Source organism: Belnapia moabensis DSM 16746 (genome assembly GCF_000745835.1).
GTDB classification, from domain to species: Bacteria; Pseudomonadota; Alphaproteobacteria; order Acetobacterales; family Acetobacteraceae; genus Belnapia; species Belnapia moabensis.
The window spans coordinates 1-12,037 of sequence record NZ_JQKB01000044.1 but is presented as its reverse complement, the minus strand read 5'-3'; the positions used below and the strand labels follow the sequence as shown (position 1 = coordinate 12,037).

Annotated in this window: 18 protein-coding genes and 1 tRNA gene; 16 read left to right on the top strand and 3 right to left on the bottom strand. The window is 70.3% G+C overall.

The window, feature by feature from the left end; all coding sequences use genetic code 11:
- The first annotated feature begins 1 nt into the window (after position 1).
- Both thiL and EP26_RS20765 read left to right on the top strand, forming a co-directional pair.
- Complete coding sequence (thiL, locus tag EP26_RS20770; protein WP_043341484.1) at positions 2 to 967, top strand: thiamine-phosphate kinase; 966 nt, start codon at positions 2 to 4, stop codon at positions 965 to 967.
- Between the two features lie 13 nt (positions 968 to 980).
- Entirely contained in the window at positions 981 to 2,147 is a 1,167-nt protein-coding gene (locus EP26_RS20765) for an MFS transporter (RefSeq protein WP_043341482.1), read from the top strand.
- Positions 2,148 to 2,391: 244 nt separating this feature from the next.
- Here EP26_RS20765 and EP26_RS35045 read toward each other — a convergent pair whose 3' ends face one another.
- The gene (locus tag EP26_RS35045; protein ID WP_157033650.1) at positions 2,392 to 3,051 is read right to left on the bottom strand and encodes a hypothetical protein; all 660 of its coding nucleotides are present in this window, start codon (positions 3,049 to 3,051) and stop codon (positions 2,392 to 2,394) included.
- On the opposite strand from EP26_RS35045, the gene EP26_RS35040 reads away from it, so the two are divergent.
- Positions 3,025 to 3,741 (top strand): hypothetical protein, encoded by a 717-nt coding sequence (locus EP26_RS35040; RefSeq protein ID WP_157033649.1) that lies wholly within the window; start codon positions 3,025 to 3,027, stop codon positions 3,739 to 3,741. The genes EP26_RS35045 and EP26_RS35040 overlap by 27 nt on opposite strands.
- Positions 3,731 to 4,468, top strand: a complete 738-nt coding sequence (locus tag EP26_RS20755) for an HAD family hydrolase (protein ID WP_084112697.1) — start codon at positions 3,731 to 3,733, stop codon at positions 4,466 to 4,468. Before EP26_RS35040 ends, EP26_RS20755 begins: the two co-directional genes overlap by 11 nt.
- Before the next feature lie 46 nt (positions 4,469 to 4,514).
- Here the strand turns inward: EP26_RS20755 and EP26_RS20750 are convergent, their stop codons facing one another.
- Positions 4,515 to 5,066 (bottom strand): outer membrane protein assembly factor BamE, encoded by a 552-nt coding sequence (locus tag EP26_RS20750; RefSeq protein WP_084112696.1) that lies wholly within the window; start codon positions 5,064 to 5,066, stop codon positions 4,515 to 4,517.
- Positions 5,067 to 5,199: 133 nt separating this feature from the next.
- Between EP26_RS20750 and EP26_RS20745 the strand changes: the two genes are divergently transcribed.
- From EP26_RS20745 to EP26_RS20695, 12 genes are all read left to right on the top strand, one after another.
- Entirely contained in the window at positions 5,200 to 5,760 is a 561-nt protein-coding gene (locus EP26_RS20745) for a ubiquinol-cytochrome C chaperone family protein (protein WP_043341479.1), read from the top strand.
- On the top strand, positions 5,750 to 6,250 hold the full coding sequence (locus tag EP26_RS20740) for a YceD family protein (protein ID WP_043341475.1): 501 nt from the start codon (positions 5,750 to 5,752) through the stop codon (positions 6,248 to 6,250). Before EP26_RS20745 ends, EP26_RS20740 begins: the two co-directional genes overlap by 11 nt.
- Positions 6,251 to 6,350: 100 nt before the next feature.
- Positions 6,351 to 6,554, top strand: coding sequence for a 50S ribosomal protein L32 (gene rpmF / locus EP26_RS20735; protein WP_043341472.1), 204 nt, complete (start codon positions 6,351 to 6,353; stop codon positions 6,552 to 6,554).
- A gap of 35 nt (positions 6,555 to 6,589) precedes the next feature.
- Positions 6,590 to 7,651 (top strand): phosphate acyltransferase PlsX, encoded by a 1,062-nt coding sequence (plsX, locus tag EP26_RS20730; RefSeq protein ID WP_043341470.1) that lies wholly within the window; start codon positions 6,590 to 6,592, stop codon positions 7,649 to 7,651.
- 14 nt (positions 7,652 to 7,665) lie between these two features.
- Positions 7,666 to 8,631, top strand: a complete 966-nt coding sequence (locus tag EP26_RS20725) for a beta-ketoacyl-ACP synthase III (RefSeq protein WP_043341469.1) — start codon at positions 7,666 to 7,668, stop codon at positions 8,629 to 8,631.
- 88 nt (positions 8,632 to 8,719) lie between these two features.
- A complete protein-coding gene (locus EP26_RS20720; RefSeq protein ID WP_043341468.1) occupies positions 8,720 to 9,097 on the top strand; it encodes a PH domain-containing protein in 378 nt (125 codons plus the stop codon).
- A 127-nt stretch (positions 9,098 to 9,224) separates the two neighbouring features.
- Positions 9,225 to 9,539 carry an integration host factor subunit alpha gene (locus EP26_RS20715; protein WP_043341467.1) on the top strand — a complete coding sequence of 105 codons (315 nt, stop codon included), beginning with the start codon at positions 9,225 to 9,227 and terminating at the stop codon, positions 9,537 to 9,539.
- Positions 9,536 to 9,919, top strand: coding sequence for a MerR family transcriptional regulator (locus EP26_RS20710; RefSeq protein WP_043341466.1), 384 nt, complete (start codon positions 9,536 to 9,538; stop codon positions 9,917 to 9,919). The genes EP26_RS20715 and EP26_RS20710 overlap by 4 nt, the downstream gene beginning before the upstream one ends.
- Before the next feature lie 54 nt (positions 9,920 to 9,973).
- A tRNA-Pro gene (locus tag EP26_RS20705) sits at positions 9,974 to 10,050 on the top strand.
- A gap of 115 nt (positions 10,051 to 10,165) precedes the next feature.
- Entirely contained in the window at positions 10,166 to 10,321 is a 156-nt protein-coding gene (locus tag EP26_RS35035) for a hypothetical protein (protein WP_157033647.1), read from the top strand.
- 52 nt (positions 10,322 to 10,373) lie between these two features.
- Positions 10,374 to 11,045 carry a sulfite oxidase-like oxidoreductase gene (locus EP26_RS20700; RefSeq protein WP_043341465.1) on the top strand — a complete coding sequence of 224 codons (672 nt, stop codon included), beginning with the start codon at positions 10,374 to 10,376 and terminating at the stop codon, positions 11,043 to 11,045.
- Positions 11,038 to 11,595: a glutathione peroxidase gene (locus tag EP26_RS20695; RefSeq protein WP_084112695.1), complete on the top strand. Its 558-nt coding sequence runs from the start codon at positions 11,038 to 11,040 to the stop codon at positions 11,593 to 11,595. The genes EP26_RS20700 and EP26_RS20695 overlap by 8 nt, the downstream gene beginning before the upstream one ends.
- On the opposite strand, the gene EP26_RS20690 is transcribed toward EP26_RS20695, so the two are convergent.
- Positions 11,592 to 12,037: DUF4214 domain-containing protein (locus tag EP26_RS20690; protein WP_043341464.1), on the bottom strand; the 446-nt coding region annotated here is incomplete at its 5' end. The two genes, EP26_RS20695 and EP26_RS20690, sit on opposite strands and share 4 nt — an antisense overlap.

Genomic DNA, 12,037 nt, shown 5'->3' with positions numbered 1-12,037 from the left:
GATGGCCGAGCCGCCCGCCGAATTCGCCCTCATCGCCCGGCACTTCCTGCCATTGGCCGGGCCGGGCGCGCTCGGCCTCGCCGATGACGCGGCGCTGCTCGACCCGCCGCCCGGCCGGCAACTGGTGCTGGCCGCAGACGCCATGGTCGCCGGCGTCCATTTCCTCCCCGAGGACCCGCCGGATACCATCGGCCGCAAGCTGCTGCGGGTGAACCTCTCCGACCTCGCCGCCATGGGCGCCACGCCGCTCGGCTACCTGATGACCACCGCCCTGCCCCGCGACCTGCCCGCCGGTTGGCTCGATGGCTTCGTCGCCGGCCTCGCCGAGGACCAGCGGCGCTTCGGCCTCACCGTCCTCGGCGGCGACACCGTCTCCATCCCCGGCCCGATCAGCCTCTCCTTGACCATCCTCGGCACCGTCGCCCCCGGCGCCGCCCTCCGCCGCACCGGCGCCCGCCCCGGCGACGGACTCTTCGTCTCCGGCACCATCGGCGACGGTGCCCTCGGCCTCCGCGTCCTCCAGGGCCGCCTGCCCGCCGATGCCGGGGGCCATCTCGCCGGCCGCTACCGCCTGCCGGAGCCCCGCCTCGCCCTCGGCACCGCGCTCGCCGGCCTCGCCCGCGCGGCCATGGATGTCTCCGACGGCCTCGTCCAGGACGCCGGCCATCTCTGCCGCGCCGCCGGCTGCGGCGCCGTCATCGAGGCGCAGAAGCTCCCCCTCTCCCCCGCCGCCCGTGCCCTCATCTTGAAGGACCCGGCCCTTCTGCCCCTGGTCCTCACCGGTGGCGACGACTACGAATTGCTCTTCGCCGCCCTGCCCGGCGCCGGCATCGAGGCCCTGGCCTCCGCCACCGGCACCCCGGTCACGAGGATCGGCGAGTTCACCGAAGGACCCGCCGAGGTCCGGGTCATCGACGCGGCGGGCGCCCCCATGGCGCTCCCCATGGGAGGATGGTCGCATTTCTGAAGACGATCGGCGCATGAAGCGCCAGGTCTGGCTGCTCTTCTGCTGCCAGGCCCTGATGCAGGCGGCGACCGTCGGCCAGGCGGTGATGGCGGCGCTGATCGGCCACAGCCTCGCCGAGGACAAGTCGCTCTCGACGCTCCCCGTCGCCATCCAGATGACGGCGACCATGGCCGCCTCCATCCCGGCCGGGATGGTCTTTGCCCGGCTCGGCCGCAGGCCCGGCTTCATCCTCGGCGCGCTCGGCGCCATGGCCGGCTCTCTCACCTTCGCCGCCGGCGTGTGGACGGGCGATTTCGTCCTCTACTGCGTCGGCGCCGTGCCCGCGGGCCTCGGCTTCGGCATCGCCCAGCACTACCGCTTCGCCGCCGCCGAGGTCGCCTCGCCCGGCTACCGCCCCCGCGCCATCAGCCTGGTGATGACCGGCGGCATCCTCGCCGCCAGCCTCGGGCCCGAGCTGGTGAAGGCAACGCGCGAGGCGCTGCCGCCCTACCTTTTCCTCGGCACCTATCTGGTGCTCGCCTGCCTGCCCGTGCTCTGCATGGCGCTGCTCTCCTTCACCCGCCTGCCGCCGCCCCCTGCCCGCCATGCCGGCGGCGCGCCCGTCTGGGAGATCATCGCCCGCCCCGCCTTCCTCACCGCCGCCGTCACCGGCATGGTGGCCTACGGCACCATGAACCTGCTGATGACCTCCACGCCGGTCGAGATGATGCTCTGCGGCTTCGGCATCGGTGCCTCGGCGACCGTCATCCAGATCCATGCGGTGGCGATGTACGGCCCCGGCTTCTTCACCGGCCGCCTCATTACCCGTTTCGGCGTCCGCCCCGTGATCGTTGCCGGCGCCGCCCTCACCGCCCTTTGCGTGCTGATCGGCCTCAGCGGCGAGAGCTTCACCCATTTCAGCCTCGCCCTCGGCCTGCTCGGCCTGGGCTGGAACTTCATGTTCGTCGGCGCGACGACGCTGCTGGCGACGGCCCATGCGCCGGAGGAGCGCGTCCGCGCCCAGGCCGCCAACGACACCATCGTCTTCGGCACCGTCGCCTGCACCGCCTTCCTCTCCGGCGCGGTCCATGCCCAGGCGGGATGGACGGTGCTGAACCTCACCGTCCTGCCTGCCCTGGCCCTCGCCCTCGGCGCCATCGCCTGGCAGCAGATCCGCGGCACGCGGGCAGCAGCCGGCTAAGGCGAACGCCGATCAGGCAGGACTACCTGATTGGAGCAACGTCTCGCCTCCCGGCAATCAGCGGGAGCGGCTGCCATCCGCTCGACGCATTCCTGACCGGGACTAGGCGCCGTGAGGCGAGGGCGACCCGAGACTGACCTTCGCATGTTTTCTGGGCGCGACGGTCAATGCCGCAGACCGAAAGGCAAATAATCGCCCCTGGCTACTCGTGTGCAGTATAGTACATACTCGTACTCCTTTTAGTTTAATTTTTCATTCCGATCATTTTCGGCAACCCCAGAATGCATGTCTTGTTTGACATCCCGAATCGGGATTGCCACGCATGCTGCGGATTTCCGCTCCGGCACTTTGCCTTCTTGCGACAGTCCTCCGCTTGGGTGGGTAGATGCTTCATATTCATTTTGGGGCCGGCAGGCTTGGCCTTGGCTTGGTCGTACCGTTCCTGCAGACGGCTGACACCGAAACCTTCATCGTCAATCGTGCGGTCTCGGCCGCCAAGCCGACCGGCAACACGGCGCTCGAGCCTCGCCGCCGCAACGATCTCCTCCGCGACAACCCCGACCGCCTCTACCTCCTGCGGCACCCCGAGGAGGAAGGCAGGCAAGGCTGTGCCATCCACTACGACGGCTTCCTGGAGTACGGCGCGGACGACATCGATGAGGTCATCCGCACGATTACGAGCCGCTCGCGCCGGCACCGCGACGGCATCGTAGTGACGGCCTCGGTCATCGCCGCCGCGAACTACCAGCCCGTGCTCGGCGCTTTGCGGGTCCTGGCGGGGATGCGGGCCCGTGGCGCCACCGGCCCGGTCTTCCTCGTCGCCTGCGAGAACACCCTCGATGCATCCGAAGTCTTCGCGGATGCGGATCTCGGCGGGATGATCTCCGACGAGATGCGCCAGCATGTAACCCGCGTCCATGCCCTGGTGGACCGCGTCTGCATCGGCCTGGAAGAAGGCCGCGAGGGGGCGCACCCCGTCGCCGTGGTCTCCACCGAGACCTATGGCTCCTTGAAGCTCGAGCTCAAGCCTGAAACGGAGGCGCTCGCCGGCCGGTTCGCCACGAGCCGCGTCGAGTTCACCCGCCACGTGGCGACCGAGAAGCAGATCAAGAGCTGGCTGCTGAACGGAAGCCACTGGCTGCTGGCGCTCGATGCCCTGCAGGCATGCGATGGCGACAAGGACGTCAGGCTGAACCATTTCCTCAAGGAAACGCCGGACCGCCTGAGCTTCGCCAAGGCCGTGATGGCCGAGATGAGCGAGGGCATCGCCGTGATCCTGCGCCGCGATCCGGCCTATGGCGGCTTCCTGCGCGACGTCGATCCCGACGAGTATCTGCGCGGCGCGGCAGAGGCGATCCTCGGGCGCTTCCTGAGCAGCGACGATCCGCTGAGCCGGATCCTCGCGCGCTTCCAGGCCCCGACGCCAGAGGCGCCCGGTTCCGTCCAGGCCTTCGCCAAGCGCTTCGCCGACCGCGTGGAAGACCCGATCGCCGCCTATTCGGACGGCAGGGGCTCCCCACCCCAGGCGGCCATGCGCTCCGTGAACAGCCTGGTCCGACTCATCGCATCGGGGTCGTATATCGATGCCGCGTGACCCCGATGCCGCCTTGCCGATCCTCTCGACGCCGGCCCCGGCCGGCGGGCGGCTTCCGCCACGGCCATGGCCGGGCCTTCTCGTCTTCGACTGCGACGGCGTGCTGATCGACAGCGAGATCGTCGTGTGCCGGTTGACCGCCGAGGAATTCACCCGGCTCGGCTACCGGGTCTCCACGGAGGAGGTCATCGCCCGCTTCGCCGGCCGGCCGGAAGGCGAGATGATCGCCGATGTCGAGGCCGACTGGGGCCGGCCCGTGCCGGCGGAGTTCTTCTCGCGCGTCAAAGCGCGGGTGGAACAGGCCTATGCCACCGAACTGCGGATCATGCCTGGCATCGCAGACCTGCTCGACCGCCTGCGCGTCCCCGCCTGTGTCGCCTCCAGCGCCTACCCGGCCAAGCTCAGGCTCGGGCTGGAGGTGGTCGGGCTGGCGCAACGCTTCGATCCGAACATCGTGAGCGCCTCGCTCGTCGCCCGCGGCAAGCCGGCGCCGGACGTCTTCGTCTACGCCGCCGGCTGGATGCGGACCCCCGTCGCCGACTGCCTGGTGATCGAGGACAGCATCCCCGGCATACGGGCAGCCCGCGCCGCCGGCATGCGCGCCTTCGGCTTCACGGGCGGGCGGCACTGCGGTCCTGGCCACCGGGAGCGCCTCCTCGAAGCCGGGGCGGAGCAGGTCATGGGACGCTTCGAGGAACTCCAGGGCCTGGCCCCCGGCGCCTTCTGAGCCGCCGGCGCGAGGGCTCGCGGCAACCGAAGCCGGCGCCCCGCCCCTACCGCCCCGTCCCCGACCCCGGCGCCCCCGGGCTGGTCGGGATCGACGCCCCCGGCCCGATCCGCCCCACATTGCCGAAGAGCGCCTGCAGCAGCGACCGGTCGTTGCCCGGCGTCGGCGTCACGCGCGAGACCATGGGCACCGGCTTGGCCTCGTCCTCGCCGACCACCTTCACCTCCCGCACCACGCCATTGGGGTCGAAGGCGATGACGACCGTCTGCTGGTCCGTCACCAGCAGCTCCCGCCCCGGCCGCTGCCGGGTGATGCTGCTGATGTAGTACCAGGTGGGGTCGCCGAAGGTGCTGGTCTGGGTCGGCGAGCCGAGCAGGGTCTGCACGTCCTGGCGCGTCTGCACGCCGGGGGTGATCTCCTTCAGCTGGTCCTCGGTCACCCGGTTGCCGCGCTGCACGGTCGGCGCGTCAAATATGCTGAAGATGCTGCAGCCGGGCAGCGCCAGCAGCAGGCCGAGCGCCAGCGCCGCCGCGCGCCGCCGGAGGGCGCCAACATGGGACGCTCCGGGCCGATTGACCGGATGGCAGGGGCGATCCATGTCTGGTCCCACTCTCGATCTCCGCCCGGGGCATCGTGCCGCGGGCCGCGCATGACTGTTCCGGCGCGAATGCCACCATGCCACGGCAGGGTCAACCGCGCCGTGGCCGGACCGTGAAGAGGACCGAACCACCATGGGCCTGCTCGCCCTGTTCCGCCGCAAGCCGCATGAGCGTACCGGCTTCGAACTCTACGGCGCCGCCGTCGCCGCCGCGCGTGACCCCTGGTTCTTCGGCAGCCTCGGCATCCCCGACACGCTGGACGGCCGCTTCGACGTGGTCGGCCTGCATGTCGCCCTGCTGATCCGCCGCCTCCGCACCGACCCGGACAAGCGCGGCGCCGCCCTCGCCCAGGCCGTCTTCGACGCCATGTTCGCCGATATGGACATCAACCTGCGTGAGATGGGCGCCGGCGACATGAGCATCGGCAAGCGGGTGAAGCGGATGTGGGAGGCTTTCCACGGCCGCTGCCTCGCCTATGAGGCCGCCCTCGATGCCGGCGACGAGGCCGCCCTCGCCGCCGCCCTCGAGCGCAATGTCTGGCGCGAGGCCGCCGAGGTGCCGCGCGAGGCCGCCCACAGCCTCGCCCGCCATGCCATGCGCGGCGCCGAGGCCCTGGCCGCCCTTCCTTTCGCCACCCTGCTGCGCGGCGAGGCTGCCTTCCCCGCCCCGCTGGAAGCCGCCGATGCCGCCTGACGCTGCCCCGGAATTCGCCCGCCCCCTGCCCCTCGGCACAGTCCGCGAGGGCGGCCGACGCCTCACCCTGACGGCGACGCCAGAGGAATGCACCGCGCTCGCCGCCCGATTCGGCATCCTCTCCCTTGAGAGCTTCGCCGCCGAGCTGCGCCTGACGCCGGAGGAGGAGGGCACGGTCCGCACCGAAGGCAGCATCGCCGCCAGCCTCACCCAGGCCTGCATCGTGACGCTGGAGCCGGTCGCCCAGACGGTGGACGAGCCGGTCGCCTTCCGCCTCCTCCCTCCCGGCCGCGAGCCGCAGGACGGGCCCGACGACATCGACGAGATCGAATGCCCGGACGGCATCGCCGATCTCGGCGAGGCGGTGGCCGAGCAGCTGGCCCTCGCCCTCGACCCTTATCCTCGCGCCCCCGGTGCCGAACTCCCCGAGGAAGCCACCGACCGCTCCGCCGACGCCTTCGCCGCCCTCGCCAGGCTGCGGAAGAACTAGCCCCGGACGGGGAGATGCGCTTGCGCCATGGGGGGTGCGGTGCTACAGCCCCGCCCTCCCGTTGAAACGCCTTGCGTGTTACAAAGAAAGGCTCGGCGCCATGGCCGTCCCGAAGAAGAAAGTTTCGCCCTCCCGTGCCGGCATGCGGCGGAGCCATCAGGCCCTGACCAGCATGGCCCATGCCGAGTGCTCCAACTGCGGCGAGCTGAAGCGCCCGCATCATGTCTGCTCCTCCTGCGGGCATTATGACGGCCGCGAGGTCGTGCCTGCCGGGGATGCGCTGAAGGCCGCCATCCGCCACTGAGCCGGAACGGGCACCCAGGCGAGGACCGGCAGAGCGTGTCGCAGAGCACAAGGCCGCAGGGCGCAGCCGCCCCAGGCTTTTCACTGGCGATCGACGCCATGGGCGGCGACAACGCGCCCGATTGCGTGCTCGACGGGCTGGAACTGGCCGCGGAACGTCATCCGCAGGCCCGCTTCCTGCTGGTCGGCGACGAGGCCCGCATCGGCGGGATGCTCGCCCGCCGCCCCCGCGCCGCCCGCGCCTGCAGCCTGCGCCACGCGCCGGACGTCATCTCCGCCGAGATGAAGCCGACGGCCGCGCTGCGCCAGGGCCGCCAGAGCTCCATGCGCATCGCCATCGATGCGGTCGCCGGCGGCGAGGCGAGCGGCGTCGTCTCCGCCGGCAATACCGGCGCCCTCATGGCGCTCGCCAAGATCGTGGTGAAGACCCTGCCGGAGATCGACCGGCCGGCGCTCGCCGCCATCGCCCCCTCGGCGCGCGGTGACGTGGTGTTGCTCGACCTCGGCGCCAATATCCAGTGCGATGCCCGCAACCTCGTCGAATTCGCCGTCATGGGCGACAGCTTCGCCCGTGCCGTGCTCGGCCTGACATCGCCGAGCTTCGGCCTGCTCAATGTCGGCTCCGAGGAGCTGAAGGGCGACGACCGCGTCCGCGCCGCCGCCGAGACGCTGCGCGAGAGCCATATCGGGGCCAATTTCCACGGCTTCATCGAGGGCCACGACATCGCCGCCGGCACCGTCGACGTGGTGGTGACAGACGGCTTCACAGGCAATGTCGCGCTGAAGACCGCCGAGGGCACGCTGAAGCTGATGCGCGACCTGCTCCGCCAGGTCTTCACCAGCAGCATTCCCGCCCGCGCCGGCTACCTGCTCGCCCGCCCCGCGCTCGACCGCCTGCGCGAATGGATGGACCCCCGTCGCTACAACGGCGCCATCCTGCTCGGCCTTAACGGCGTCGTGGTGAAGTCGCATGGCGGGACGGACGCGCTCGGCTTCGCCCATGCCGTCGACGTCGCCATGGACATGGTCACCCACCGCTTCAACGACCGCATCCGCGAGGGCCTGGCGCAGATCGGCAAGCCGGTCGCCGCAGCCTGAAGGAGGGCGCCCCCATGCTCCGTTCCGTGATCGCCGGCTGCGGCGGCTACCTGCCGGAACGCTGCGTGCCGAATGCCGCCCTCGCCGCCGAATTCGGCATCGAGACCTCGGATGAGTGGATCACCGAGCGCACCGGCATCCGCCAGCGCCACATCGCCGCCCCGGGCGAGACCTGCTCCTCGATGGGCGCCGCCGCCGCCCGCCAGGCGCTGGAGCGCGCCGGCATCGAGGCCGCCCAGGTCGATGCCGTCATCGTCGCGACCGCGACGCCCGACAGCGCCTTCCCCGCGACCGCCGTCCGCATCCAGCAGCATCTCGGCATCACCCGCGGCTTCGCCTTCGACATCGCCGCCGCCTGCACCGGCTTCGTCTATGCGATGGGCATGGCCGATGCGCTGCTGAAGACCGGCCAGGCCCGCTGCGTCCTCGTCATCGGGGCGGAAGTCTTCTCCCGCATCCTCGACTGGACCGACCGCAACACCTGCGTCCTCTTCGGCGACGGCGCCGGCGCGGTGGTGCTGACGGCCGAGGAAGGGACGGATCGTGGCATCCTCTCGACCCACCTCCATTCCGACGGGCGCCACGGCGACATCCTGCTGGTCGATGGCGGCGCCGGCTCCACCGGTGGCCCCGGCCTCCTGCGCATGGCAGGGAAGGAGGTCTTCCGCCACGCCGTCTCCAAGCTCGCCGCCGTGGTGGACGAGGCGCTGGCCGCGAATGGGCTGAGTCACGCCGATCTCCGCTGGCTGGTGCCGCACCAGGCCAATCTCCGCATCATCGAGGCGATGGGCAAGAAGCTGAACCTGCCCCGCGAGCGCGTCGTGGTGACGGTGGACCGCCACGCCAACACCTCCGCCGCCTCCATACCCCTCGCCCTGGCCGAGGTTGCCGGCTGCGGCCTGATCGAGCGCGGCGACCTGATGGTGCTGGAGGGCATCGGCGGCGGCCTCACCTGGGGCGCCTGCCTGCTGCGGTTCTGAGAAAGGCCACCGCCGGCCTCGAACCCCTCGCCTGCCCGGCTGGCCAGGCGTTATGCTCTTCGAGCCTGAAGCAGGAAGGTAGCGGGTGATGGCGATTCTGTCCGGCTTGCTGGGGCATGCGGGCGCGTTCGACCCGGCGCAGGCGCGGGAGGAGTATGGCCGCCTGCTGGCCGCCGACGAGCCGGTCGAAAGCGCCTACAAGATCGTCCGCGACGTGATCCTGCTGACGGATCGCCGGATCCTCCTGATCGACAAGCAGGGCATCACCGGCAGGAAGACCGAATACCTGTCGATCCCCTACCGGAGCATCGTCCGCTTCTCCGTCGAGAGCGCCGGCCATTTCGACCTGGAGGCCGAATTCAAGATTTGGGTCAGCGGAGCCTCGGCGCCCATCGAGCGGACCTTCAACACCAAGGTCGATGTCTATGCCTTGCAAGCCGCCATCGCCGGGCGCATCCCCAAATAGCCTGAGCAGCACGCGGCAACTGCGACATTCTCGCCACGCTGTTGCGCATTCGCCAGGGCGCGGTTGACGCACGCGGTGGATACCGGTTTCCTAACCGTCAGAATGGCTTGCGGGAACCGGTTGCCAGATGAATACGCTCACACGCGCGAGCCTGGCCGAGGCGATCTACAGCCAGGTCGGGCTGTCCCGGAACGAATCGGCCGCCCTGCTCGAATCCGTGCTGGAACGCATCTCCGCCGCCCTCGAAGCCGGCGAAGCGGTGAAAATCTCCGCCTTCGGCACCTTCATGGTGCGCCAGAAGGGCCAGCGCGTCGGCCGCAACCCGAAGACCGGAGTCGAGGTGCCGATCCTGCCGCGCAAGGTCCTTTCCTTCCGCCCCTCCCAGGTGCTGAAGGCCCGCATCAACGGCCAGGCCGACCCAGCCTCGGATAACGCTGCGTGAGCGACCAGCTCGCCCCGCGCCCCCGCAAGGCGCCGACCGCCTTCCGCACCATCAGCGAGGTCGCGGACGACCTGCATATCCCGCAGCATGTCCTGCGTTTCTGGGAGACGAAATTCCCCCAGCTCAAGCCGCTCAAGCGCGGCGGCGGCCGGCGCTACTACCGGCCGGAGGATATCGGCCTGCTGCGCCGCATCGCCGACCTGCTCTACACCCAGGGCTACACCATCAAGGGCGTGCAGCGGCTGCTGCGCGAGGGTGGCCTCGGCGAGGCCGACCTTCCCCTCCCCGAGCCCGCCGAGGCCGGCCCCGAGAGCCTCCGCAGCATCATCGAGGAGCTGGAGGACATCGCCGAGGAACTGCACGCCCTCGCCGGCCGATAATGACCGAAGCCCTCTAGCCTCCGCCGAGGCGCAGTGCTATCCCCGCGCCCGGCACGGATCGTAGCGCAGCCTGGTAGCGCACTTGTCTGGGGGACAAGGGGTCGTGGGTTCAAATCCCGCCGGTCCGACCACTCCTGTCTCATGAAATGAGATTCTTGCCTTGACTGGCGAGCCGCATGAGTGCAGCTTCAAGTTGCACAGCGCGGACAGGATGCCCGCATCACCCCGATGCTGAGGTCCCGCCCCATGACCACCATCTCCAACCTCGCCCCGCCCCACGCCGGCCCGCCTACCGGCCGCGAAGCCGCCCGCGAGGACGAGAAGTCCCACACCGCCTCGCCGGCCCCGCCGGCGCCCCCTCCGTCCCCCACCTCGCCCCAGCGCCTCGACATCCGCGCCTGAGCCCCTTGCATCTGCTGCCGCCCCCGATACGTAAGGGCAGCAGGAGATCGCCATGGCCGAAGACGAGGACATCCCCCTGAGCGGCGGCATCCGCCAGAAGCTGGTCGATACCAAGCAGGCCTGGGCCCGCGACGGCCGCCTCCTGACCGGCACCGCTGGCGACCCGACCCGCGACCGCCTCCCCCCCGGCCAGACCTTGGTGAAGGACTGGCCGGTCCTCGACCTCGGCGTGCAGCCGGACGTCTCGCCTGATCGCTGGCGCCTCCGCATCGAGGGGCTGGTGCAGGCGCCCGTCCGCCTCACCCTGCCCGAATTCATGGCCCTGCCGCAGACCGAGCTGGTCAACGACATTCACTGCGTCACGCAATGGAGCCGCTACGACAACCGCTGGCAGGGCGTCCGCGCCCGCGACCTGATCGAGTTGGCCCGCCCGAAGGCGGAGGCCCGCTTCGTCGCCTTCACCTCCTATGACGGCTACACCACCAACGTCCCGCTGGCCGAGTTCACCCGCGACGAGGTCCTCCTCGCCCATAGCTGGGAAGGCGAGCCCATCACCCGCCAGCATGGCGGCCCGGTGCGGGTCGTCCTCCCCCGCCTCTATTTCTGGAAAAGCCCGAAATGGGTGACGCGCATCGAGCTGCTGCGCGAGGACCGGCCCGGCTTCTGGGAAGTCCGCGGCTACCACAACAACGGCGACCCCTGGCTGGAAGAACGCTATGGCTGAGCCCGCTCGCCGCATCCTGCTCGGCCTCGGCGCGATGGCAATGACCGCCCCCCTCGCCGCCGCCGAGCCCACCGCCTTCGACTTCCGCATGGACTCGATCGATGGCGGCCCGCTCGACCTCGCCGGCTTCCGCGGCCGGCCGATGCTCATCGTCAACACCGCCAGCTTCTGCGGCTTCACCCCGCAATATGCCGGCCTGCAGAAGCTCCATGACCGCTTCGCCCCGCGCGGCCTGGTGGTGCTCGGCGTCCCTTCCAACGACTTCAACCAGGAGAGCGCCGACGCCCGCACGATCAAGCATTTCTGCGAGGCGAACTACTCTGTCACCTTCCCGATGACGACGCCCGCCCGCGTGCGCGGCGCCCAGGCTGCACCGCTCTTCGCCTTCCTCGCGGCGCATGGCGGCGGCCCGCCGCGCTGGAATTTCCACAAATACCTGGTCGCTCGCGACGGCCGCCGCGTCCAGGGCTTCCCCACCGCGACCGAGCCCGACGCCCCGGCCCTCATCCGTGCCGTGGAAACCGTCCTCGCTGCGCCTACAGCGGCTTAGGCAAAAACAATTCCCCCATCGATCTGGGGCAGGGTTTTGTTGATGAACTCGCCGCTGTCGGCGAAAAGCTGGAGCAACTCGACCCGGCTATGGCCCGCGTTCATGTAGCCGAGCCAGGCATCGTAGCCGCCCTGATCCGGCTCGCGGCCGAGCGTGTTCTCGTAGAGCAGCCTGACATAGCCGGCATTGTCGACGCTCGGGTATCGGGCCTGGAACTCGACGCTGGCGGGGAAGGCCGCCGCCAGGTCGGAGGCGGAGTGGCCAGCCTTCACGTAGCTGGTCCAGGCCTGCCAACCACCCGCATCCGGCGCCCGCCCGAGCGCGGCATAGTACAGGCGCGCCACCCCCGCCCCGGTCTCGTCCATGTCCCAGATGCCGTTGGTCCAGAGGCTGGCCGTGCGGTTGTAGTGCTCGGCGCTCTCGGAGAAGGCGGTGAGCAACT